This window comes from Aeoliella sp. (genome assembly GCF_965227375.1).
Lineage (GTDB): Bacteria > Planctomycetota > Planctomycetia > Pirellulales > Lacipirellulaceae > Aeoliella.
This window is the reverse complement of record NZ_CBDDFX010000002.1, coordinates 124,855-149,103: the sequence shown is the minus strand read 5'-3', so window position 1 is coordinate 149,103 and position 24,249 is coordinate 124,855. Positions and strand designations below refer to the sequence as shown.

Annotated in this window: 19 protein-coding genes; 4 read left to right on the top strand and 15 right to left on the bottom strand. The window is 62.5% G+C overall.

Annotated elements, in window-relative coordinates; genetic code table 11:
* The first annotated feature begins 34 nt into the window (after nucleotides 1–34).
* The gene (locus ACQK2L_RS13645) at nucleotides 35–1,957 is read left to right on the top strand and encodes a mucoidy inhibitor MuiA family protein (protein WP_425397572.1); all 1,923 of its coding nucleotides are present in this window, start codon (nucleotides 35–37) and stop codon (nucleotides 1,955–1,957) included.
* 45 nt (nucleotides 1,958–2,002) lie between these two features.
* Here ACQK2L_RS13645 and ACQK2L_RS13640 read toward each other — a convergent pair whose 3' ends face one another.
* The 5 genes from ACQK2L_RS13640 to ACQK2L_RS13620 are packed head-to-tail and all read right to left on the bottom strand — an operon-like array spanning nucleotide 2,003 to nucleotide 8,750.
* Nucleotides 2,003–3,877 (bottom strand): hypothetical protein, encoded by a 1,875-nt coding sequence (locus ACQK2L_RS13640; RefSeq protein WP_425397571.1) that lies wholly within the window; start codon nucleotides 3,875–3,877, stop codon nucleotides 2,003–2,005.
* Nucleotides 3,874–4,698 carry a hypothetical protein gene (locus ACQK2L_RS13635; protein ID WP_425397570.1) on the bottom strand — a complete coding sequence of 275 codons (825 nt, stop codon included), beginning with the start codon at nucleotides 4,696–4,698 and terminating at the stop codon, nucleotides 3,874–3,876. The genes ACQK2L_RS13640 and ACQK2L_RS13635 overlap by 4 nt, the downstream gene beginning before the upstream one ends.
* A gap of 24 nt (nucleotides 4,699–4,722) precedes the next feature.
* Nucleotides 4,723–6,450, bottom strand: a complete 1,728-nt coding sequence (locus ACQK2L_RS13630) for a cyclic nucleotide-binding domain-containing protein (RefSeq protein ID WP_425397569.1) — start codon at nucleotides 6,448–6,450, stop codon at nucleotides 4,723–4,725.
* Between the two features lie 35 nt (nucleotides 6,451–6,485).
* Nucleotides 6,486–7,520, bottom strand: a complete 1,035-nt coding sequence (locus ACQK2L_RS13625) for a cytochrome c family protein (protein ID WP_425397568.1) — start codon at nucleotides 7,518–7,520, stop codon at nucleotides 6,486–6,488.
* An 18-nt stretch (nucleotides 7,521–7,538) separates the two neighbouring features.
* Nucleotides 7,539–8,750 (bottom strand): 2Fe-2S iron-sulfur cluster-binding protein, encoded by a 1,212-nt coding sequence (locus tag ACQK2L_RS13620; RefSeq protein ID WP_425397567.1) that lies wholly within the window; start codon nucleotides 8,748–8,750, stop codon nucleotides 7,539–7,541.
* A 279-nt stretch (nucleotides 8,751–9,029) separates the two neighbouring features.
* On the opposite strand from ACQK2L_RS13620, the gene ACQK2L_RS13615 reads away from it, so the two are divergent.
* Entirely contained in the window at nucleotides 9,030–10,754 is a 1,725-nt protein-coding gene (locus ACQK2L_RS13615) for an adenylate/guanylate cyclase domain-containing protein (protein ID WP_425397566.1), read from the top strand.
* A 6-nt stretch (nucleotides 10,755–10,760) separates the two neighbouring features.
* Here ACQK2L_RS13615 and ACQK2L_RS13610 read toward each other — a convergent pair whose 3' ends face one another.
* The 3 genes from ACQK2L_RS13610 to ACQK2L_RS13600 all read right to left on the bottom strand — a co-directional run bounded on the left by ACQK2L_RS13610 (nucleotide 10,761) and on the right by ACQK2L_RS13600 (nucleotide 14,306).
* Entirely contained in the window at nucleotides 10,761–11,960 is a 1,200-nt protein-coding gene (locus ACQK2L_RS13610; protein WP_425397565.1) for a hypothetical protein, read from the bottom strand.
* 75 nt (nucleotides 11,961–12,035) lie between these two features.
* Nucleotides 12,036–13,175 (bottom strand): chorismate synthase, encoded by a 1,140-nt coding sequence (aroC, locus tag ACQK2L_RS13605; RefSeq protein WP_425397564.1) that lies wholly within the window; start codon nucleotides 13,173–13,175, stop codon nucleotides 12,036–12,038.
* Between the two features lie 237 nt (nucleotides 13,176–13,412).
* Nucleotides 13,413–14,306, bottom strand: coding sequence for a phosphoribosylaminoimidazolesuccinocarboxamide synthase (locus tag ACQK2L_RS13600; protein ID WP_425397563.1), 894 nt, complete (start codon nucleotides 14,304–14,306; stop codon nucleotides 13,413–13,415).
* Here ACQK2L_RS13600 and ACQK2L_RS13595 point away from each other — a divergent pair.
* The gene (locus ACQK2L_RS13595; protein WP_425397562.1) at nucleotides 14,305–15,996 is read left to right on the top strand and encodes an endo-1,4-beta-xylanase; all 1,692 of its coding nucleotides are present in this window, start codon (nucleotides 14,305–14,307) and stop codon (nucleotides 15,994–15,996) included. The genes ACQK2L_RS13600 and ACQK2L_RS13595 overlap by 2 nt on opposite strands.
* On the opposite strand, the gene ACQK2L_RS13590 is transcribed toward ACQK2L_RS13595, so the two are convergent.
* Nucleotides 15,956–16,405, bottom strand: a complete 450-nt coding sequence (locus tag ACQK2L_RS13590) for a hypothetical protein (RefSeq protein ID WP_425397561.1) — start codon at nucleotides 16,403–16,405, stop codon at nucleotides 15,956–15,958. The two genes, ACQK2L_RS13595 and ACQK2L_RS13590, sit on opposite strands and share 41 nt — an antisense overlap.
* A gap of 306 nt (nucleotides 16,406–16,711) precedes the next feature.
* A complete protein-coding gene (gene alaS, locus ACQK2L_RS13585) occupies nucleotides 16,712–19,555 on the bottom strand; it encodes an alanine--tRNA ligase (protein ID WP_425397560.1) in 2,844 nt (947 codons plus the stop codon).
* Between the two features lie 436 nt (nucleotides 19,556–19,991).
* Between alaS and ACQK2L_RS13580 the strand changes: the two genes are divergently transcribed.
* The gene (locus ACQK2L_RS13580) at nucleotides 19,992–20,702 is read left to right on the top strand and encodes a matrixin family metalloprotease (RefSeq protein WP_425397559.1); all 711 of its coding nucleotides are present in this window, start codon (nucleotides 19,992–19,994) and stop codon (nucleotides 20,700–20,702) included.
* A 365-nt stretch (nucleotides 20,703–21,067) separates the two neighbouring features.
* Here the strand turns inward: ACQK2L_RS13580 and ACQK2L_RS13575 are convergent, their stop codons facing one another.
* The 5 genes from ACQK2L_RS13575 to ACQK2L_RS13555 all read right to left on the bottom strand — a co-directional run bounded on the left by ACQK2L_RS13575 (nucleotide 21,068) and on the right by ACQK2L_RS13555 (nucleotide 24,054).
* Nucleotides 21,068–21,529, bottom strand: coding sequence for a hypothetical protein (locus ACQK2L_RS13575; protein ID WP_425397558.1), 462 nt, complete (start codon nucleotides 21,527–21,529; stop codon nucleotides 21,068–21,070).
* Nucleotides 21,526–22,455, bottom strand: coding sequence for an alpha/beta hydrolase family protein (locus ACQK2L_RS13570; RefSeq protein ID WP_425397557.1), 930 nt, complete (start codon nucleotides 22,453–22,455; stop codon nucleotides 21,526–21,528). Before ACQK2L_RS13570 ends, ACQK2L_RS13575 begins: the two co-directional genes overlap by 4 nt.
* A gap of 85 nt (nucleotides 22,456–22,540) precedes the next feature.
* On the bottom strand, nucleotides 22,541–23,062 hold the full coding sequence (locus ACQK2L_RS13565; RefSeq protein WP_425397556.1) for a DUF5662 family protein: 522 nt from the start codon (nucleotides 23,060–23,062) through the stop codon (nucleotides 22,541–22,543).
* A gap of 48 nt (nucleotides 23,063–23,110) precedes the next feature.
* Nucleotides 23,111–23,524: a hypothetical protein gene (locus ACQK2L_RS13560; protein ID WP_425397555.1), complete on the bottom strand. Its 414-nt coding sequence runs from the start codon at nucleotides 23,522–23,524 to the stop codon at nucleotides 23,111–23,113.
* Nucleotides 23,521–24,054, bottom strand: coding sequence for a hypothetical protein (locus ACQK2L_RS13555; RefSeq protein WP_425397554.1), 534 nt, complete (start codon nucleotides 24,052–24,054; stop codon nucleotides 23,521–23,523). Before ACQK2L_RS13555 ends, ACQK2L_RS13560 begins: the two co-directional genes overlap by 4 nt.
* Between the last annotated feature and the right edge of the window lie 195 nt (nucleotides 24,055–24,249).

Here is a 24,249-nt window from a genome sequence, read left to right as displayed (position 1 = left end):
CCCGACTTTCTACTCGAATTGTGAGGAGCTTATCATGTATCGTTCTTTGTTCGCTTTTGGTATCGCTTTCGCGTTGGCCGTCGCTCCGAACGTTCGGGCCGACGATGCAGACGAAACGGCCGTGGTGGTCGATGGAAAAGTCGCCGCGGTGACGGTGTACCAAGGCCAGGCGCTGGTGACTCGCACGGTCGACCTGGCCGAAGTCTCGGGGCTGGCCGAAGTGGTCGTCACGAACTTGCCCGAAAACGTCCTGCCCGGCAGCCTGTACGCGGAGCCACGCGACGGCGTGGAGATTCGCTCGGTCCGCTACCGGGTGCGCCCCATGGAACTCGACGTCCGGCAAGAAGTTCGCGAACTCGATAAGCAGATTCAAGACGTGCAAGACGAGATGACGACCGTCCAGCGCGAGCAACAATTACTGAACGAGCAGCAGCAGTACCTCAATAAACTCGAGCAGTTCACCACCGTCACGGCCGATCGCGAGTTGAAGAACGGGGTGCTGAACGCCGAGACGCTCAAGGAACTGACCAAATTCAACTTCTCACAGCGCAGCGAAATCGCGGAGAAGCAACTAGAAGCCTCCCGCACGTTGCGGGACTTGCAGCGGCAAATGGAGACCTTACAGCGCAAGCGGAGCACCGTGGCAGCTGGCTCGGCGCAGACACTGCGCGAAGCGGTGGTGTTCGTGAACGTGGCCAACGCGGCTGGCGCGGGGATGAAGCTTAGCTACCTGGTCACCAACGCCACGTGGTCGCCGTCGTACAACCTGCGAGCCACCAGCGATCGCGACAAAGTGCAGGTGGAATACAACGCTTCGATCCAGCAGATGAGCGGTGAGGATTGGACCGACGTCGAGATGACGCTGTCGACCGCCACTCCGTCGCTGGTGGCTCAAGCACCGTCGCTCGATCCACTGGTAGTGAAGCTCGGCCGCGAGCAGTCCGAAGTCGCAGCGCAAGTCGCCTCTGGCGCGAAGGACTACAAGATGGCCAAGCGAGAATTGGAACAGCAGCGCAAACAACTGGCCCAAGTGCGTGACAATGCGGTAAACGGCCAAGCCGATTTCAACGGCCCGGTTGATAGCCTATTTGGTGCAGCGACTTCGGAGCCGCAAACGGCTGCCTCCGACGAGGGCGGCTTCGGTGGCGGCGGAAGGCAGGGGCAGGGCAACGCCTGGATGGCCCGCGACCGCGAGTCGGCCGATCGGTTCCTGAATGAAGTTGCGCAGAAGATGCAAATCCTCGACTACAACACGGCCCGCATCGAGATCAAAAAGTCCGACGAGCGCCAAATGGTCCAGGGCGAAGGCGTCAGCGTCAGCTACCGCCTGGCCAGCCGCATGACGCTGCCCAGCCGTAGCGATCGGCAGCTCATCCAGATCGCGGCCCATCCGCTGGAGGCCAACTTCTATCGACTGGCCATTCCGGTCCTCACCAGCAGCGTCTACGAAGAAGCCCGGGTGGCCAACACCAGCGACGAAGTGCTGCTGGCCGGCCCAGCTTCGACGTTCCTGGGCGACGAATTCGTCGGTCGCGGCGAAGTGCCCACGGTGAGCGTCGGCGAACAGTTCAGCGTCGGTCTGGGAATCGACTCGTCGCTCCGCACTACGCGCGAATTGGTCGACAAGGTCGAACGGATCCAGGGCGGCAACCGCGTGGTCGACTTTACTTACGAGCTGACCATCGAGAACTTCGGCTCCGACCCCGCCAAGGTCCGCCTGCTCGATCGCATGCCGACCGCAGGCGAAGCCGACATCAAGATCACGCTGGTGAAGAGCGACCAACCGGTGAGCGAAGACCGCGACTACCAACAACGCGGCCTCGTAGAAGGCATGCTCCGCTGGGACGTGGAAGTCCCCGCCGGCGCGACCGGCGTTGACCGCTTCGTGATGAAATACACGATGCAAATCGAGTACGACAAGCAGCTCTCGATCGTCGGTCTGCCGGTCAAGCAGTAAGCGAAAGTCGCTGGATTCGCAAGAATTCGGACACGATGCCCGACCTTACCGCAAGCTGGCTGCATCCACATGATAATTGTGGCACTGCGTGCAGGACTCGCCCACAGCCGACTTGTTGTGGCACGCGGCGCAGGTGGCTTTGGTCACCGGCAGGAACTCCGTGGTGAACGCCGCCGGGTTGTGGCCGGTGTAGGTGTTCGCGGCGCTGGCCGCCGGGTCGAGTGTGTGGCAGGCGGTGCAGTCGCGTAGCTCCAGCGGCAACAAGTGCGGGCCGTGCGAGAACCGCGTGAAGCCCCGCGGCTCGTCTCGGGGGTCTTGCGCGTGCCAGTTGATCACCAGCCCCTCGTCCGCGGTGGACTCGATGCTGTGGCACGTCGCGCATCGCCCTGGGGCGCTGGTCGATGTGAAATCGGCCAGTAGCGAGCCGCGCAATTCGCCAGCCGGCAAACGAACGATTGCGTCGTACCACGCCCGCAGTACGGGATCGGCGTGGCCGGTCACCTCATAGCGTAACGTGAGACTCACCGGATCGCTCTGCCAACTGCCGGGCATCGGCGGCAGCTCGTCTTCGTCCGGCGTGTCGCTCTCGGTCCATTGGCGGCGAGCCAACTTCACCAACTCCGGCGTCAGGCCTTGAACGGTGGGCGACTTGGCCAGTTCGCCGCTGGAGAGTTGTTCGAGAAGCTTCTCGATGGCCTTGGCCACGGTGCCGGCCGCTTCGAGTTGCTGCGGGTCGTCGGGATCGACGTCGAAGAAGTCGAAGTCGGCGCCGAGTTGCTCCATCGTCGCGAGCGTCTTGGGATCTTGTGCGAGCAGCAGCTTCATCATCGCAGGCAGCTTGCCATCGAAGTCGCCGGTCGCGCGCTCGGGCCAGCCTTTGAGTTCGACTCCCTCGTCGGCCAACAGGTCCGTATCGAGCATGGGCATCGTCAGCAGCGTTACCCCGCCAGCCGTGGTCGTGGCAATGTCGGCGTTGTGGCACTCGGCGCAGGAAACGTCATACCCGAGCGTCAATTGCACATGGCGCGACTCGTCCTCTACGTGGCATCGCGAGCAGGTGAACGTCTGGTTCTTCTCGGCAAAGTGCTTGCCGCTGTGCGTCGCGTGGTTGAATGCGATTCGCGTGCGTCGCTGGTAGGGCCACATCGCGAAGTCAGGGTGGTCGCTCGCAAAACTGGCGTATTGCTGTGTGTGACACGTCTGGCAGCGGGTGTCGCTCATGGCGGCCAAGTCATGGCCCGCGCCGTGGTGCTCTTGGTGACAAACGGAGCACGCCAAGTTGTGTTGTTTGGCTTGGTTCAACGAGTCGCCATCGAGCGCGGCCAGCAGGTCGGCCGGCACATTGTGCGCCATGAGCGCCAGCGTCGGCTCGATGGTTTTGTCGTGACACGCCAGGCACTTGGTCGACTGCGTGGGCCCGATCGACTGACCGACGGCCGCGGTGAGCCACGTGCCGACCGACTGTTCGGCGGCCGCGTGGCAGTTGTTGCAGCGGTTGTTCCACCCTTCGCCTTGCAGCACCTGCGAGTGGCTCGACGTGAGCGGTCCCGGCGCCAGCCAACCGTTGCGGCGACTGCTGCCAAGCATCATCAAGGCGACGCCCACCGTGAAGATCATCGCCGAGCGAACCAGCACACCGCGCACCGTTCGCATGCTGCGGACCGGTTGGCACTGCTGGGCGCGGCAACACTTGCCGTCGGGCGTGGGGCCGTCGTCGCACGCTCCGCCGCGCGTCGCGGGGCGGTCGCATTGCCACTGGCCATCGATCTCCACAGGCTGGCACTCCGCCCGCGAGGGACAAACACCTCGCGGACCCGGGCCGAACGCGCACGGATCGCCGGTGGCCGCGCGACCACAGATCCACGGCTGGTTGGGTCGATCGTAGCCCTGCGGATCGGGTTCTGGCAGATGCTCTCTCACAGCACGTCCCCCCGATACGCCAGGACCATCACACCGTGCATCGTAGCCATGACCAGCAGGATGTAGGTCAGTGCGATGTGCGCGAACAGCCACACCTTCACGCGGCGCTGCTGGATTTCCTGAAAGTCGAGGTCGTCCTTCTTGCGAACCATCGAGTAGAGCTGCTCGCAGGCCGACTTCTCCGGCGGCGAGAGATAACGATCCAACTGATGCATGTCGGCCAGCAGTCGCTTGCGTCGAGTACTCGACGGCCGGATAAAGTAGCCAAAAGGGCGTGCCCGGGCGAAGAAGTCGAATAACCGATGTGTGTAGAAGTCAGCCAGCGTTGTCGCGCCCGAGGAGGCCACCGACTCGAGCACCGCACTTCGCGAACGCTCGGCGAGCATCCGCCGCAGCTTGGGGGTGCGTTCGTAGACGACTTGTTGGCTAACTCGATTGAGCAGGTGCGGTACGCGCCGAGAAATCACCAGGCCCACCAAGCCGCTGATGAAAGTCATCATGAAACTGGTCGCCAACAGGCACTCGAACCAGCCATTGGGCACGCGGAACGCCAGATGAAGTCCAAACACCGCCCCCGCCACGAGGCCGACGTAGATGTGAACCTGCAGCCACAGCGACGCGTTGCCCAGCGGCAGCGTTGGCAGCTTCTTCCGCAAGTTGAACAGGGCGAGAAACACCACCAGGCCATACAGCAGGTAACCCGACATGATGCTCGGCCGGCCGAGGCCCAGGTCGATCCACCGTAGCCAATACCAGATCGCCACCACCACCAGGGAGGCGAGCAACAGGTTTCGTGAGCGTCGGCGAGCGAAGGGTTTCAAGGTGTTGATCGTTGCTGGTTCGTCTTAACGTTCCATCCAGTTGGCCACCTGTGTGAGGTTGGCCATGTCGAGTCGCACCAGGGCGTCGTGGGCGCACGCGTTAACGCAGGCCGGGCCAGTGATGCCGTCGCTGCACAGGTCGCACTTGGTGGCTTTCACGATTGGTAATCCCTGCGCGGTATCGATGGCCGGCGTGCCGAACAGGTCGCGGACCTCGACCATGCGAATGTTGCTGTATGGACAACTGTTGGCGCAGGTCGAGCAGCCAACGCACGTCCCGTCGTTGATCCGCACCACGCCCGACTCGGTGTCGCGATGAATCGCGCCGGTGGGGCAACCGATCATGCAGACCGGGTCGGTACAGTGCATGCAAGCGCCAACGAACTGATACCGCCCGAACTGCGGACCCTGGCGCACGAAGCGTGGATTGCCATCGTGCGTCGTGGCGCAAGCCCGCACGCAGTCGTCGCAGCGAGTACAGCGTTCCAAGTCAATCAGCATCGCCTGGCGGCCGTTTACCAGACGTTCGTCGACCAAAAAGTCCACTAGCGGCGTCGGCGTGGCGTTCGCGTCGTCCGCTGCCAATTGGTCGAGTGGCTGCGGCGGAGTCACGCGCTGGGCGGCCGCCTCGAGTTCTTTCTTGCGAGTCGCCGAGAGGTGCGGCAACACGGTGTCGCGAATCACCTCGATGGGAATCTCCAACAAGTCGACATGCCCCACCGCCCGTAGCGAGTAGGCGTGCAGCGGAGGTTTGCCGTCTTTGGCGTGCAGCAGTTCGCTGGCTCCAATCACTTGTCCTTTGCCCAGGTAGGCCAGCGTCCGATGCCCAGCGCCGAAACGCTGACTCAGTCGCACAAAGCCCGAGCGCACCAATAACACGCTGGCGATCGCCGTTTGCTCCTCGGAAATCACCGGCTCGCGGGCCAGGCGTTCCAGCGGCGAGAGCGACTCGCCCTTGGCAAAGTCGGTGTTCCAATCGAAGTTGCCGTAGGAAGTAAACTGCGTCGCGCCGGCCACTTGGTCGAGCTTCTCGGCCGGCAAATCGGCCAACAGCGGCGTCTCCCGCAGATGCACGCGCAGGCTGTTTGTGCGATACAAATTGTCGATGTGCTCCTTGAGCGCCGGTGAGCGCCGCATGATGTCGCGCAAGCCTTGCCAGCGAATCTCCAGCACCACGGCCGCCGTTTCGGCGAACACACTGGCGGTGCGCGGCGAGCGCGAGAGCGCGGCCAACTCGCCAAAGAACTCACCCGCGGTCAGCTTGGCGGTTCGTGTTTCGTCCAGCACTCGCGGTACGTCCTGCAGAAACACGTGCGTGTGGCTGCCGTCGCCCCGCAGGCCGACCGAATCGGGTGCGCGGGCCAGCTTGCGGCGCACTTCGGGCAGTTGCTGTGACTTGAACACCTGCCGCAGCGCCGTGAGCCAGCTCTTCCGCGGCTTGGCGGGGTGGCCCATCGCCTCGGGCGCGAGGCTTTCGAGCGCCACGCGGAGCGATCCGTGCAGCAGCATGAACGCACTGTTGCCGTAATCGCCCTCGCGAATCACCAAGTCGCCCGACTGGTATTCCACAATACGGGCGTCGTTGCGCAAGATCCCCTTGAGGGGTAACGTCGCTGGAAAGCGGCCTGCGTCGATGCTGCGAAACGGTTCGATCGCCAGTAGCCGATCCGCATCGCGGTTGGGCATCATCTCGTCGCCGAAGGGGACATCCCAACGCTTCGGGCGGGCAAACGTCGTTTCGGCGGTGGACATGAAAAACGCGGGGGCCAGGGGCGAGTGAGTTGGAGCTACTTGTATTGGCTGGGATCGGGCAGCATGGCGTCGACCTCGGCAATCGTGTTGCCATCGACGTCGGCAAACTCGTACGCGGCGGCGCCCACGGCATCGGCGGCGGCTAGGATTTGCGATTCGTTGCCCAGTTTTAATTCGAGCTGCGACACTGCATCGAGCGCCTTGGCCACCAACGGGTGATCAATCTTTCGCTGGATATCCCACAGCCGCTGCTTGGTCCTGGCCGCTCGGGCAGCGCTGGTGCGGCCGTAGGTCGACATCTCGGTGGCTTTGGACACCGCGCGCAAACTTGCTTCGAGGTCGGCCATCGCGCCGACGACGTACATCACGCGAAGCCGCGCGGGGTCGCTCGTGGCGTTCACCGCTCCATCGGAGCGCACGAAGTTATGCCGCACGCTGCCCTGCGACCAGGCGACCAGCTCGAAATCGTCGGTGCCCGCTTTGTGGCCGCCGACGTTCACCAGTTTTTCGTCGGGCACGGTGTGGCAACTGAGGCACTGCCGGGCCATCAGGTACAGGTTCGTCGGGTTGTTCATGCCGGCTGCGATACTTTCGGCCAGTCGCTTCTCCCGATGGCCCGCGGTTTCCATTTCGCGCGTGATGTTCGGCCCGCCATAGTCGGCATGCAGGTTGAGCCAGTCCTTCGCGCCGCCGTGGCACGACTCGCAACTCACGCCGGCCACCACGCGCTCGCGAGTTCCCTGCAGTTGTCGCGTGTAGTGGCAGGTTACGCAGGTGTCGTTACGTTTGATGGAACGCAGGTCCATCTTCTTGGCGATCTCCTTCGCCTCGGGCGTGCGGTGCAGTACGTCGAACGTGCGGTAGTGCGGCGTCTGCATCCACTGCTTCATCTCCGACTCGTGACACTTGATGCAAGTGTCGGGGCCCACCACGCGCGCAGGGTCACACTGCCGCGGCGTGAACTCCGGCACCTCGCCCGTGCCGGCAGCCAGCAGCATACTGGCGGCGATCATCACCACCACGCAGGTCGCGACTCGTGAGAATCGTTGTTGGAATCGTTCGATCTTCATTCGTTCAGGCAAGTTGGCTTACAGTTCCAGCACCAACGGCGACTTCGGCACACTGATGCACGCCAGGCAGTAGCCATCGGGCGCGGCGGCACCGGGCTGTTTGACGGTTTCGATGTCTCCCTCCAGGACTCGCGCGGCGCACATTCCGCAGTTGCCCGCTCGGCACCCCGAGTCGATCGCAACGCCCAGCTCTTCGATCAAGTCGAGCAGCGAGTCGCAATGATTGTCCCAGTCGACTTGCTGGTGGCTGGTGGCGAATTTCACCGTGGGCGTCGGACCTGCCGACGCCACGCTGGTCGCTGGCTCGTCGTGCTTGTGCATTTTTCGCACGCTCGCAGGGCCAAATGCCTCGTATAGGATGCGTTCTTCGGAAACGCCCGCGGCCAGCAGCCCCTCGACCAACTGTTCCATCATTCCACCCGGCCCGCATAGGTAGTAGTCGTACATTCCGGTGGGCACGATGCGGCGAATGGTGTCGATCGTGATGCGGCCATGAAGCTGGTAGTCGTGATGCTCGCGATCCTCGGCGAGCGGCTGCGAATAGGCCACGAATTGATGCAGGTGCGGGTGCGCGGCCGCGATCTCTTCCAACTGGTCGCGGAGTGCGTGTTCGCGGCTGTTCCGCACGCCGTAGAAGAAGTACACCTCGCGGTCGTCGTTCTGCTCGGCCAGCGTGGCGAGCATGCTGACCATCGGCGTCACGCCAATACCGCCGGCGATGAGCACCAGCGGATGATTCCGTCGCGGGTCGAGAAAGAACCCCCCGCGCGGCGCACTCACCGGCAGGCGATCGCCCGATACCATGGTGTGCAACCGGCTGCTGCCCCGCCCCGGCGGAGCTTCTGGCAAGTCGGCAGGTGGGAGGCAGAGTTTTACTGTGAGTCGGTAGTACTCCTCGCGCGGGCGATCGGAAAGTGAATAACACCGCACCAAGGGCTTCTCGCCCGGAGCGCTCGGCAGGTGGCAGGTGAGGTATTGCCCTGGTTCGAACGCAGGAAGCGCCGCGCCGTCGGGGTCGGTGAGATAGAACGACTTCACGTCGACCGCTTCGTCCACCACAGCCGAGAGTTGGAGTTCGCGCGTGCCTTCCCAACCGAGGTAGTCTTGCTTGTCGGCCCGCGCGGCGCGAGCAGTGACCGCCACGCGTTCGATGAACGCTCGCTTGTCCGACTCGTACTGCCGCTGGCGATGCCGCATGCGGCCCCAGCCGCCCAGCGCGAGCGTCGCCACCCGGCCGGTGGCCAGCAGGCAAAGTGCGAGTCCAACAAAGTACAGCAGCGGATTGATCGGCCGGTCCTTCCATGTAGTGGCGCGAGTGGCAGCAGTGCGCGCAGCGCTCCCGCCACCGCGCGATTATTCCGCAATTGCTGGCACCTGTCTAGAACAATCGCGGGGTCGTGCTAGCACGGCTGTAGCGATACTGCGGGCGTGGTGGCGGGATGCAATCGCTCGCGGGTGACCTACCTTTGAACAGTTGCCTACACCGCCAATCTGTCGCTTCGCATCCAGATGCTCCACATCGCCATCTTTGGTCCACAGCAGCACCACCAAACCAGTCACGCAGGTTTGGTCGCGATCGCACCTGCGCCGACCGGTTGGCACACGGTCGACCCGCCCGACGCGCCCAGCGAAGGCAATTACCTCGAGTGCCTTCCCACCGACAATGGCTACACGCTGTTGATCGAGTGCGACCACGCGACGAATGCCACGTCGGGCGAAAATCTCCCGCGCGGAACGCGGCTGACAATCGACAGCGGAGTTCATATCGCGGTTGGCGATACGCACATCGAGATACTCAACGACCGTGCGCCTTGCGACGATCGTGAACTCGAACCACTCAGTTCCACCGAATACGGTCACGAACGAAGCAGCGGGCAAGGTGGCCCGGCCGCTTCGACGATCGCTCGTTGGCTCGAAGCGCTCGCCACATTGCATCGCTGGCCCGCCAGTCGCTGCGAGTTTTACGAAGACGCGGCGTTGTTTGCCGTCGATCCGATTGGCCTCGACGGGGCGATCCTGCTCCGCACGGCCGGGCCGGGCGAGTGGAACATCGTCGCCAGCCGCCTGCCGCATCCTGCGGCCGGCGTTGCCTACCAACCGCAATTGGTCGAACAGGCCGCCCGCGCGGGGCACACGCTGTTTCACTCCGCGCATAGCGACGAGCAGTCCGTGGTGCTTTCGCCGCTGAAGGACCTGACGGGCGAAGTGGTCGGCATGGTGTACGCCTACCGTGCTCCGCACCAAACCAACGGCCGCCGGTGCATTCGATATCTCGAAGCCCAACTGGTGGAACTCTTGGCACAATCGGTCGGTTGCGGCATGTCGCGCCTCGAAATGGAAGCCCACGCCGCTCGCGATCGCGTGACCTACCAGCAAGCGTTCGCACCGTATGTGGCTGCACAGGTAGAACTCGACGCCAAAACACTGCGAGGTAGCGAACGCGAAGTGACCGTGCTGTTTGCCGACCTGCGTGGCTTTACGAATCTGTGCGGGCAGCACTCCACCAGCGATACGTACGACCTGCTGAATGACGTGATGGACGCCCTCACGGCGGCCGTCATGGACCACGGCGGCACGCTCATCGATTATTATGGCGACGGACTGGCGGCCATGTGGAACGCCCCCGTCGATCAGGCGGACCACGCGGTGCTCGCTTGCGGTGCAGCCCTCGGCATGCAGGAGACGCTACCGGAGGTTTCCGATCGCTGGGAACACCTGCTCGACAAACCTCTGGAGTTGGGTGTCGGACTGCACACCGGCATCGCGCAGGTAGGCAACATCGGCAGCAGCCAGCGATTAAAGTACGGCCCGCGCGGTTCAACGGTCAACTTGGCGAGCCGGCTCGAACAGGCGACCAAGATGCTCGGCGCGCCGGTCGTGGCGACCCGTGAAGTGGTGCAACGACTCGGCGGGCGACTGCTCGACTACCGCATCTGCCAAGCGGAGCTTGCCGGCATCGACGAGCCGATCGACGTTTTTGTCATCCGTACCGCGACCTCCAGCGCCAGCTCGCTCGGCTGCATCTCGCGGTACGAGGAAGCGCTCACTCAGTTCGAGGCGGGCAACCTCGACCATGCGAAGCAGTTGCTGATCACCATCTGCACCGATTGCGATCTGCCGACGCAGTTCCTGATCGACGAGATCGATCGGGAGCACAACCGCCGGCTGGGCCGACGAGCGAGCGACGAACGCAACGTGACCACCACCAGCGCGATTCCGCTCTCGCCGAAGTAGTCGTGTCTAGCGCTGCAGCGTTCTGGGCAGCCGCGTGGCGGCTTGCGTGCCGCGGTCGCCGCCGAAGTGCGTGAGTACCGTGCCAATGTACGGAGTCGGCGCCAGACGATCAGGGCAGCCGAACAACACCTGCAAATTGCTACCCAGGATGCACGCGTTTTGCTCCGCGCCCGACAGTGGCAACAGAGTTAGCGACTCGTCGGCAAGACGGAACGTCACGCCCATCCAGGCGAACTGCAAGGTCGCTTCGTTCGCCACGTGAGCACCCGGCTGCGGAGTCTGGTACAAGTGCTTCAGCGTCTGCGCCAGCCCGCCGGGCATCGAGCCGGCTTCGGCGACCACGTCGCCTTCGGCCGAAACCATTCGCCCGGCCTGCCAGTGAAGTTTTAGATTCTGGAAGCTGGCCACCGCGTTGAGCGGAACGTTCAGTGCTTCGGCGAGTGCAACGTTCTCGAATTCTCCGTCGAGCATGCCGCTGGTTCCATCGGCAGCATGGACCACCTCGACTCGACCCGCGAACGTCGCGACTTCACCTCCGTCGATCACCAGCGCACCAAGTTCCACCAGCCAATCGGCCGGAACCGGTTGCCCAGCCGTATCCAACTCGACGCGCGTGGTGGGCGGCGTCATCTGGCGGTTGCGAAGCACTTCGACACGCGGGCCATTGTCGCCGGCATCGATGGTGCAACGCCGACCAGTGATCGCGCCGCTCTGCTCGGTGCTCTCCAATGTAATCGCCAGCGAGCGCCCGGCGAGCAACTTCGAAGCTGCCGATCGTCCGCCGTCCTTCCAGGAGACGTTCGCCAGCTCGATGGAGACGCTACCGGGCCAATCGACTTCCAGCGTGCGGTGCAGCGAAGTGGCAAGATGCGTGAGCTGGCTCTCGGCGACCGTGACACCCGAGAGTTGCACACGCGGCGTGGGTTCCTCTGTGTGCAAATGAGCCAGCGCGGCGGTGAGCACAACCTCGCCGGTCTCGACGTTGGCCAGTTGCAGGTCGCGGCAACGAACCACACCAGGGATCGGCGTATCGACCGACGCCGCGGCGACGCGTATGCCGAGCATTCGCTCCACCACTCCCAGCCGCGCGGCGGCCGTGGTGGGAAGCCGCTCGTAGGTGGCCCACGCCACCACTGCTAGCGTAGGCAGGATGCACCCAACCAGGAACACCACGCGGCAAGTTCGGCGTTGGGTCGATTGATGCATGCCCTGCGAGCCGCGGGCGTGCAGGTAGAAAGGGCGCGCAGCGGCTGCTCGGCAAGCGGCAGCCGTTGTTCCCCCCTACCTCTCCCGGGCCATTTTCTGGAAGAGTTCGTAGCGAGCTTGCATCTCTGGCAAGCTATCCCCTCCAAACTTATCGACCAGCGCCGTGGCGATCTCGAATGCAACCACGTTTTCCACAATCACGCTAGCAGCCGGCACCGCGCACACGTCGCTCCGCTCGTAGCTGGCTGCGTCGGGCTCCTTGGTGTCGAGGTTGATCGACTCCAGCGGCTTGGCCAGCGTGCTGATCGGCTTCTTGGCCGCCCGCACCACCAGCGGCATGCCGTTGGTCATGCCGCCCTCGAGCCCGCCCGCATTGTTGCTGGGGCGGATGTAACCCATGTTGGGCGTTTCCTTCTGCGACTCGTCGTACTGAATGGGGTCGTGCACCTTCGAGCCCGGTAGCCGCGCCGCTTCGAAGCCCATACCGATCTCCACGCCCTTGATCGCTTGCACGGCCATCACCGCTTGAGCCAATCGGCCGTCGAGCTTGCGGTCCCACTGAGCGTGCGTGCCCAGGCCGAACGGAAGTCCATCGACGCGCACTTCCATCACTCCGCCGAGCGTATCGCCCGCCTTGCGCGACTCGTCGATCAACTGCTTGATGTCCGCGTCGCGATCCGGATTGAGCGAATAGATCTCGCTCTTGTCGCGCGTGGCTTTGAGTGTTTCGTAGTCGCCGTCGATCGGTTCGATTCGCTCGCCGCCAAGTTCAGTAACGTAGCCGAGCGCCGTAATACCAAAAGCACCGAGCAGTTGCTTCGCCAGCGCGCCGGCGGCCACGCGCACGGCCGTTTCGCGTGCGCTGGAGCGTTCGAGGATACCGCGGATCGAGCCGAGGTACTTCATCGAGCCGGTCAGATCGGCGTGGCCCGGCCGTGGTCTTGGCAGGTCGTCGAGCCGCTCGAGCTTGTAATCGCGGTTGGCCACCTCCAGCACGATGGGGCTACCGAGCGTGGTGCCATGCCAGATGCCGGTGCGGATCTGCACTTCGTCGGTCTCGATCCGCTGACGGCCACCGCGACCATAGCCGCCTTGTCGGCGGCGGAGTTCCACGTCGATCAGGCTGGGGTCGAGTTCTACGCCAGCGGGAAAACCATCCACCAGGGCAATGAGCGTCTGCCCATGAGATTCGCCAGCGGTCCAGTAACGAAGCATCTTGGAAGGAACCAGGGGGTCAAAGGTCGGTGATCGGGAAACCTCCAGTATAGTTGGAAGCGAAAGGTTGAACTATTGGGGGCAATCGACTGCTTTTGAGGGTCGATGAGTGAGCATTTTCCGACGAGACGTAGCTCGTTGGCTATTGGGTGGAGAATCGCTAAGTGGTTCGCAAATCCGAGTTGCCCCAGCCGAGGACCTACGGGTCGTCGGAATCGAACGTCCAATCAGCCCCACTCACTTCCAAGCAAACACCCCTCCCGTAATCCGCTCGAACGCTTCGATGTACTTCGCGCGCGTCTTGGCGACGATCTCTTCGGGAAGTTTGGGAGGCTCGCTGTTGCGATCCCAGTCGCTGGCGAGCAACCAGTCGCGGACAAATTGCTTATCGAATGAAGGTTGCGGACCGCCGGGTTGGTATTGGTCGGCCGGCCAGTAGCGCGAGCTGTCGGGTGTCATCACTTCGTCGATCAGGATCAGCTCGCCATCGGCGTGGCCGAATTCGTACTTCGTGTCGGCCAATAGCAGGCCACACTTCTCGGCGTGGGCCGATCCCTTTTTGAACAGCTCGACGCTCCGCGCCCTGAGCTCTTCAGCTAGCTCGGTTCCAATCTCACCCGCCATTCGCTCGAACGAGATATTTTCGTCGTGCTCTCCCATCTCGGCCTTGGTGGCGGGCGTGAAGATCGGTTCGGGTAACCGGTCGCTCTCCACCAGCCCGGCGGGCAGCTCGACGCCGCACACTGTGCCCGACTGCTGGTACTCCTTCCATCCCGAGCCAGCCAAATAGTCGCGCACCACGCACTCCATCGGCACCACTTTGGCTTTCTTGGTGAGCATCACGCGGCCGCGGAGCACCTCGCGGTCGACCCCATCGGGCAGCGGCATTTGGTCCACGTCGGTAGTCACCAGATGATGCGGAGTGTCCAGCTGGCCGAACCAGAACTCGCTCACGCCGGTGAGCACGCGGCCTTTGTCGGGAATGCCGGTTGGCAGCACCCAGTCGAACGCACTGATGCGGTCGGTGGCCACCAGCAGCAGGTGCTCGCCCAGGTCGTAGACGTCGCGGACCTTGCCGTGGCGCGCGGGAATATCGGCCAATTGGGTGTCGAGCAGCGGGGTGGTGGGCATGTCCATCTCCAGCGGGCAACGGGGATTTGCGGCAGGCACCAAGTATAGCGTTGCAGGGGCGAAAATCGCAGTGCTTGCCTCGCACCACAGGTCTCAACTACACTGGAATATCCGCCGCGAAGTGTTGGAGAGTGCTGCCCCTCCTGCCGGTCGGCACTGCGTCTACAACTCCACCGCTGGTGGCCTGCTGCTTGACCAAGCACCAGCCGCGGCGGATTACGCTCACCACAGGTTCCGCACCGTCATGGGACTGATGCGACTGTTTGCACATGACGGCAGCCGACTCGAGAGTCTCGATCCGACGCGCGTGCACATGATCGGATTCGAGGAGCTTCCCTGGTTTTCGAGCGTCTTTATCTCCGACAAGCAAATTGTCATCCAACGCGCCGAGAGCGACTCCGGGGCCGTCTGCGTTCCCTGGAAGGTGGGCGACCGGGGCGAGATGCTGCTCTCCAGCTCGACGTTGATGGAGCGCGAAGAGCCCTACTTCCTGGAAGTGGAACTTGCCCGCGGTTTAGTGCATCGGTTGCGGAACCAGCTCGAAGCATGGCGTCAGTTGGGCCTGACGGTGCCGCCGGACCTCGACGAGGAGGTGCTGGCCGCGACGCGCCACTTCGCCCGCGCGGCGTCGCGACAGCACGAACCGGAAACGGCCGCCAGCGAGGCCAACCAGGCGATCGAGTCGGCCGTTGCGGCCGGCGAACGACTGGCCGCGGTGTACGCCCAGCAGGCGCTCGGCATTCGCACCCGCAACGCCCCGCTGCACACGCTGTTGGGCGTCGACCTGAGTGGTGAGTTGCCGCAAGAAGACCTGCGCGAGTCGATCACCGACACGTTCAACCTGGTGAGCCTGCCGATGTCGTGGCGCGACATCGAGGCCAGCGAGGGCAAACGCAACTGGGACAACACCGATACCGAGTTGCGTTGGGCGCAGAAGAACGGCCTGAAGGTCGTGGGCGGGCCGCTGCTGGAGTTCGACGAACGCCGCGTGCCCGACTGGACCTACCTGTGGGAAGGCGACTACGACACGCTCTCGAGTTTCATGCTCGATCACGTCCGCCACACGGTGAAGCGGTATCGCAGCAAGGTCCATCTGTGGCACGTCGCGGCGCGGATGAATCGCCCGCGAGTGCTATCGCTGGGCGATGAGGATCGGCTGCAGATCGTGGCGTCGGCCATTCACGCGATTCGCGACCTCGACCAACGGACACCCATCGTGGTGAGCTTCGATCAACCGTGGGCCGAGTACATGTCGACGCAGCAGACCGACCTCGCACCGATGCACTTTGCCGACGCGCTAGTTCGTGCCGATCTGGGCGTGTCGGGGCTGGGGCTCGAACTGAATATTGGCTCCCAGCCACTGGCCACGGCCCCCCGCCCTGCCCTGGCGTTTAGCCGGCTGGTTGATCAGTGGGGGCTATTCGAGCTGCCGCTGTTCCTGATGCTCACCATCGACACGCGGCGGAGTCGAGACAAACAAGCGAACGGCGGCCACTCGAACACGCGCGCGGAATGGGTCGAGCGTTATTTGCCGCCGCTGTTGGCCAAGAACTGCGTACAGGTGGTGGTCTGGAACCAACTCTCCGACAAAGGCGCAGAGTTCCCAGGAGCCGGTCTGTTCGACGACCAGGACCGCGCCAAGCCGGTGCTCAGTGCACTCGCAGGGCTTCGTAAGCAGTATCTTGCTTGACTTCTTCGGTCTTCTGGGCCGTGTCCGCGTCTTCGGTGCCGAATACGGCGCAGGCGAGAGACGAATGGCTGGTTAGCCGCGAACGAATCTTCGACTCCGTGCAGTACGACGCCAGCGTGTCGGCCGAATTCTTGTTGAGGCCACACACTCGCAAGGCACCATCGTGTGCTTCGAGTCGGGTACGAAACGCGTCGAGCTGCGCGATCATCATCGGCGAAAGCGTTTGGAACTCGGACCCGAATTCCAGCACCACGCGATACACCAAATGACGCGACACCGCGTTCCACAAGTCGTCGGCCAATTGCTGCTCGTTCGCAGCGTTGTCGGACTCGCCTGGACTGAGTCGCAGCAACACCCAATTGGGCCCGCGACTCACATCAATTAGAAAACCACTCTCTGTGCCAATCATAGGCGGACGCTCCATCGTTCTAGGATTGATTGGCGGCCTCGCCAGCAGCGGCGACACAAGCACCTTTTAGAGCCACCGGCGAATCAGTCACGACTAACTGATTGCCACCAGCAGGCGGAAACAAGAAGTTTCGAGTCTTCAGAAGTCCATCAACTCCGCCTGCGCCATCATCTTATGACGAGCGTTGCCACTTATGCAAGCGAGAAACGCGCGAAAGTCGCTTCGCGTCAGCTAGCACCGTGCGCAGGCGCGAGGGGATCGCGCCTTGTGTCCCTCTAGAGGGTGAACTACGCGACCGCACGCCGATTAAGCGCCGATCATCTCCTTGATGGTCTGCATGGCGACTTCCAGCGCCTCGGACAGCTTCTCGGGTTGCTTACCACCCGCTTGGGCCATATCGGGGCGGCCGCCACCCCCGCCGCCGAGTGTCTTGGCCACCGGGCCAATCCACTTACCGGCGCTCACGCCCGAGGATTGCAGGTCCTTGGAGATTCCGGCGATCAGCGTGACCTTTTCGCCGCCCTCACAAGCCGCGAGCAACACGGCCACGCTGTCCTCTTTGGCGCGGAGCTGGTCGATGAGCTGGCGCATCAGGTTTTGCGGCGCGCCCGGCGTTTCGGCGACCACCACGGTGGTTTCCCCAACCTTGGTGGCCGATTCCAGCAATTTATCGGCCGAAAGTGGACCTGCCGCGTCGCGTTCGGCCAATTGCCGCTTCATCGAATCGACTTCCGCCAGCAGCGACTCCACCCGCTCCGGCACCGTGAGCGGCGCCACCGAAAGCAAACGCCCTGCTTCGGTGAGCGTAATTTTCACCTGCTGGTAGGACAGTTGGTCTTTGGCAGCCGTAAACGTCGGTGCCGATTCCTCGCCGGCGGTGCCGCCCGTGGACAGCAGTTTTTTCAGCGAACGCTGTTGTTCCAACAGCGCAGCAACAGCCTCCGGCACCTGGCTCGTAGCGCAGCCTAGCAGTTTCGCCGTCTTCTCGAGCGATGTGGTGGTTTCCACCACTTGTTCTTCGGCCCTTTTGCCAGTGAGGGCGACGATACGGCGAGTGCCGGCCGAGACTCCTTCTTCGCTGATGATCTCGAACGCGCCAACCTGGTTGGTGTTCGTCAGGTGCGTGCCGCCACACAACTCACGGCTGTGAGCGCCAGCGGAGAGCGGGCCCATCGACACCATCCGCACGGGGTCGGGGTACTTCTCGCCGAACAGCATCATCGCGCCCTGCTTGCGAGCCTCGGCCAGCGGCAAAGTTTCCCACTTTACCTCGGCTGCCGTAGCGACGTCGGCGGTTACATCCTCGGCAATCCTTGCAAGCTCCTCGGGTGTCACCGGGCTGAGGTTCGTGAAGTCGAACCGCAGCCAGTCGGAGTCGACCTTCGAACCCTGCTGCTGCGCGTGCTCGCCCAAGTGCTTGTGCAATGCGTGATGCAGCAAGTGCGTGGCCGAGTGCGCCCGCTGAATCGCCTCGCGGCGGTCGGTGTCGACCACGGCTTTGACCGTGTCGCCTTCGCTCATCACGCCAGTCTTCAAGTGACCGAAGTGGATGAACAGTTCGCCATCCTTCTGCGTGTCGATCACCTCAAACTCAAAATGGCCTCCCACCAGTTTACCTACGTCGCCCACTTGGCCACCGCTCTCGCCATAGAACGGAGTCTTGTCGAGCACTACGCGCACAGGGTCGGCGTGCCCGACTTCTTCCATCTTGTCGCAAAGGTGATCATGAGGTGCCTTGCCGGCGATAATCCCCAGAACGGTCGCGGTCGATTCTGCAGCGTCGTAGCCGAGGAAGTTAGTCTTATGATGCACCTGCTTTAGCGAGTCGATTGGTCCCTTGGATCCCATCCCGATCCCATCAGGTGACTTCGGCCCGTCAGGATCAGGTTCGCCGTGTTCCACCATCGCCTTCCGGAAGCCTTCCCAGTCAAACGCGAGATTCTTCTCTGCTGCAATGGTCTCAAACAGTTCGGGTGGGAAACCATAGGTTTGATAGATGTCGAACGCAACATACCCGTCAACTGTGGTGCGATTCTCGGTTTGCATCGAATCGAACACTGTCTCGATACGATTCAAACCTGTTTCGATGGTTGAGAAGAAAGTTCCTTCCTCCTGCTTGATTACAGTGGAGACTCGCTCCGCTGAGACCTTAAGCTCGGGATACTGGTTGGCCATCATCTCGACAACCGTCGGCACAATCTGGCACAGGAATGGCTCCCGCATTCCTATTTGATGTCCGTCGAGCACAGCGCGACGCAGCAATCGTTTGACGACATACCGCTCTTTCTTAGGTCCCGGGTACACGTTCTCATGCACCGCGAACGTGCACGCCCGCACGTGGTCGGTGATGCGGCGGAGCCGGCGGCCGTTTTCGCTGTGGTATTCGTACTTCACGCTGCACACTTCGGCCGCCGCTTGGACGATCGGCATCAGGATGTCGATGTGGAAGTTGGTCTCCACGTCCTGCAGCGCCGCTGCAGTGCGCTCCAGGCCCATGCCGGTGTCGATGTTCTTCGAGGGCAGCGCGCGGAGGTTGTCCGGCGGGTCGCCGACGCGGTTGAACTGCGTGAACACCAGGTTCCAGATCTCCAGCGGCTCGCGGCCGGGCGCGGTGTAGTAGATTTCGCTACATGGCCCGCAAACACCGTCGGGGCCCTGGCTCGGCGCGCTAGCCGGCCAGAAGTTCTCGTCTTCTTCTTCGTAGCTGATGCGGCTGGTCGGCAGGCCGATCTTCTCGTGCCAGATGTCGGCCGCTTCCTGGTCGTCCTTGTAGACGGTCACGCTGAGCGTCTCGGGTGGCAGGCCGAGCCACTTCTTATCGGTCAGGAACTCCCACGCCCACGCGATGGCTTCGGCTTTGAAATAGTCGCCGAACGAGAAGTTGCCCAGCATCTCGAAGAACGTATGATGCCGCGGCGTACGGCCCACGTTATCGATGTCGCCGGTCCGCATGCACTTCTGGCAGGTGGTTGCGCGGGTAAATTCGAGCGCCACCTTGCCCAGAAAGTGATCCTTGAACTGGTTCATCCCCGCTGGCGTGAACAACACGCTGGCGTCCCAGGTGGGCACGAGCACGTCGCTGGCCACGCGGGTATGCCCCTTGGACTCGAAGAACGACAAGTACTTTTCGCGGAGTTCGTCAGTTTTCATCGCTGGCTGCAGTCGAATTCTGAGTTCAGATGGCCGACAGCCGACGACCTACGCGTCGTCGGAAACGTCCGTCCAATTCTTCATAAACCCTGAATAATAACGCACTTCGGGCCGTTTCGGCAGGGCAGGCAAAATGATTGCGGCCCAGCGGGAATCGGCCCATAATGGGAGGGACCCTGGCCGGTGAGCCGGGGGTTCACGTTCCCCTTGCAGCTACACCCAGATTTCTCGCCAGTGAAACGCGGCTCCATTCGATGACGCAGCCCAGCTCGCGGCTCGTCGTGTCCCCGTTTCCTCTCCTGATGGTGTAGCTTCCATGTATTGCCGTTTCCTTGCTTGTTGGGCATTGTCGCTCGGCCTCCTCGCGTGCTGGTTGGTGCCAGAAACCGAAGCTTGCGAACTGTGCCGGCAATGGGCCTGCACCATTTGCCCCGCGATGGGAACAGACGATCCCGATTCGCTACCGGTCGCCAACTACGGCACAACGCGGCCGGGATGGCCACAGGACAATCCGGGTGACCCGGTTTATCTGACGTACAGCTACCAGAACATGTTCGACGGCGGGCTACTCGATCCAGACGGCAACCCGGTACCGGAGTCGCAGATTCGTACCGCCATCGAGGAAGCGTTCAGCGTGTGGGCCGAGGTGGCGCCGCTGCACTTCACCGAAGTGCCCGACGACGGGCTGAACTACGGCCAGTCGACCGCGCATGGCACGATTCGCTTTCGCCATGTGTACATCAACGGCCCCGATCCACCGACCGGCAACCCCACCACCAAAGCCCAAGCCCGCTTTCCCGGCTCTAGCAGCTTCTCCGGCGATGTCGACTTCGACCATGGCGACCCATGGGCATTGATCGGCACCACCCGCGAGCCCGACATACTGGGCGCGGCTATCCACGAGGTTGGTCATGCGTTGGGACTCACCCACACGAACATCCAGACCGCCAACATGTACTGGATCTTCAAACGCCACACCGGGCCCGGCAGTGGCGAACTTCACCCCGACGACATCGCGGGTATCCAGAGCATCTACGGCGCAGGCGTGGGCAGCGTCACTCCGATCGTACAGATTCCCGAGCCCTCCACGGCGCTGCTCGCAGCCGTGGCATTGGTGGCGGTGCTGACGTGGCGATCACGTAGTTAGCAGTCGCAGCTGAGGTCAGCGCACACCGCCGCGCGCGTCCCAAACCAGCCAGCACAAGACCAGCGAACAGACCCAAAAATCAGGCGACATTCCCATTGGGATCCTCCCGGACAACATAGCGGAGAGAAAAGTAAGCGGCCACCTCAACGGCGCCCGGCAAGCAATACGCGACAGTGTATCGAAGGGTTCGCTAAGAGGATCGTCAATATTGCAGACTTCACCAAACTTTCATCTCGCCGCATCGCACGATCGCTACGCAAGGAAAACTCACGGGCGATGATCAGACGCGTTAGGGTGCCTGGGGGCGAGTGCCACGAGCACCCAGCAAACAGCGAAACACCTGGGGGCTCGCCGAACTAGTGCGCCTATACCACTCCGAGCGACCGCAGGAACTCCTCCTGCGACTCAGTCCGTTCGAAGTCGGTCACCTTTGCAAAGTCCTCTCTTTTGAAGCCTCGGAAGCCGACCAGATAGAGCCCACTCTCGGCCGCTTTGCCGGGGCTCTCGAAGCGAAACACGGTACGGTTCATCGAGATGCTGTACTCGTCGAACTGGGCGACACACACCGCACCGCACTGCGGACACTCGTAGCGGCGCAGTGCGAATCCGATGGGTGGATCCTCCACTTTGCCCACTAGTTTGAATCGTCTGAGGACGATCGCGTCGCCTACTATCTCCGAGTCGGCCAGCGCCACTGGACCTGTGCCATAGTCGTCGAAGTCGAACGACAACAGCTTGCGAAACCCAGGCTCCGCACATAGACAATTCGACTGGCAGGCGGCCTCGATGGCTGGAAGCACTTTGGCGGCGAACTCGTCGGGCGTCATTTGAGCGATTGCATGGTCTCGGGCGTGATGTCGACTTTGCCTGCAGCCACCTGCTCGGCCAGCACCTCCACCAAGGGAGCGATCACAGTAAAGTGGTCGTGCCCCTCGATTTTGAAGAACTTGATGTTGGGGTTCGAGTTCTCATTGACCATGAGTTCGATGGAACCGTCCCAGTTTCCATCCTCGCCTTCCAACACATACATGGGCGACTTCACACTATCGAGCCAGTAGAGCGGCGACCGCAGTCCAACTTCCGTGTCGTCGTTGGTGTCGCAGAACATGTAATCTGGACCATACTGCATCGGCGACGCGACCGGCCCCAACGAGAAGATCGCGCGGTACCGATCGGAGCATTCGCCCACCAACATTGCGAGCGTTCCGCCCGTGCTGTGCCCTCCCAAATAGATCTGCTCGGGATCAACGTACGGAAGTTTTTCCAGGTAGTCGGTGGCGGCCAGCACGTCGTCTACTTCGCCGAGGAATCCCTCGCGGCGTCCTGGGTTGTCGTTGCCTCCGCGCTGCGAGGGAAACATCATCACCACGCCTGCCTTGCGGAATCCGCTTGCCGATTGATCGTTTTCACGCGGGTTGGGAGACCACACGTCGCCGATCGTGTTGTTGTCGCCACCCGTAATCCACACAATCGCCGGATGACGCTTGCCGTCGCCAGGATCGGGCGTGAGGTACGCTGCCAACGAGCCAACGGGCGACTCGTAGTGCACCAATTCGAATGTCTTTCCATCCGGCTCTTCGGGCGGGCCGTAGAAATCGCCTTCGCGAACGATATTGGTGCTAAACCCCTCGCGAGCTTCGCGGAGAGTTTGCCCACCAGGCGAGTATTCGACCGCATCCAGTGGATTCGAGCTACGCTTATTGCACCCTGAAATCGCCGCAGCCAACAGCAACAGGAACCAGAAACGCATCATTAATTCCCCGTAGAATCGAATTTGCAGAAGAACAGTACAACGGTGTTGGACTTGCCAGAGTATACCTCGACCGAACATCGGCTGCCTACCTTGCCAACTCGCGGTCCAACAGCTCGATCATCGCGTACACGAACTGCCGCTTCTCGTCGCTGAAGTGCACCCGCACGCCGATCGTTTTGTCGGCCCAGCCCCGGGCGCTGCCGCCGCATTGATGGAATTCCTGCGCCATGGCGGTCCAGTCGCAAACCATCTCGATCAGGTCGACCTCGGTCATGTCGTTGGGATCGTCGTGGAACTCCGCGTGGTGCCGGTTGTGGCTCATGTGGTGTGCGATGGCCGCTTCGACTTGCGCCTCCACGCCGGGCGGGTAGGCAAACGGCTTGCCCGACTTGCGGCAGCGATGGTGCTCGGTTAGCCAGATGTATGGCACTCGCTCCTCGGGCTCGAACTTCGAGGCATCGTGCTGGCTCGCCCGCTGAAGCAGCTCCTCGGCGTGGTCGGTCACCCGGGCCATCACCTCCAGGCACCGCCGCACCCGCGAAATGTGCTCGCGGGTCCGCCGCTCGTAGAACTCAATCATGTCGGGCGTGGGATCAGAAGAGGCCATACCGTGATTCTAGGCTCGGTGTTGGAATGAGGGTAGCAACCGCTCAGCCTAGTACGCATCGTCACCGCACGTTGCGAGAAAACTCGGCCAGGCATCCACCAGGAACAGCCCGAACGGGATCCACCAGATGAAGTCGTTCGTCGCGCACATCACGACCGTTGCGAGCGGCCATTCGCCGGTGGCGATGAGTACCGCCAGGCCGATCGGCCCGAGCACTTTTCCCGCGAGCCCCACTGCGGCGATCAGCCAGCCATGCTCCGGGCGGCGAGCCACTTCCAGGTACAGCACGCCGTACAGCCCGATCACCATGCCCAGCGCGGCGAAAATCTGCGGGTGCACGGCCAGCGGCATGTCGGCGAAGCGAAACAACCATTGCGGGTCAATCGCCGCATACAATCCCCACGCAATGTTGTACACGCCGGCGGCGGCGAACACCCAGCGATGCATGCGGCGGCGTTTCATTCGCTCTCTCTCCGCGCCCAATGGAACTGCTTAAGAACCTTCCGCACGCGGGCCTTCACCGACGCGGCCGCATCTTGCTCAACCTCGGCAAACACCTTCAGCGCCGCATGGCGATACGCCGGGTGCTGGTCAGCAAGATTCGCCAGCGCACTAGTCGCCCACGCGCGGACGAACTTGTTCTCGCTGTGTGCCAACTTCGCTGCCTCCGCTTTGAGCTTGCGAGCGCTCGCCTTGGGAATCTCGAGTATGGTGAGCATCTGAACCAGGTGCAACTGCGATCCCCACTCGGTCTCCTGGCCCAGCAAGCGGACCATCGTGGCTACTGCATTGGCAGAGAAATTCACACCACGATCGTGCCATCGCTTGAGCACCCAAGTCGCGCCGGCGCGCACCAACGCCTGATCGTGCTCGGCCAGCGCTAGCAGCTTCTGGATGTTCGCTTCGCTCGCCGGAGTGCCATCGGCCAGTTCCACGAGCGGCTCGGCGTGCTTACCGTCGAACGATTCGAGGATTCGAAGGAGGTTTTGCATCGTGATCTTGTTTGAGTGATGGGTGCCTGGGGACGAGCTCCGCGAGCCCCCAGCACTCCAGGTTCTGGGGGCTCGTTGCACTCGTCCCCAGGCACCCCATTGTCCAACTGGTTTCACAGTGGACCTGTTTAAGTGGACTTAATAGCTATTTGAACGTCGTTTCTGCGCAGTAGCTCCGATCTTCACCTGCCAGAG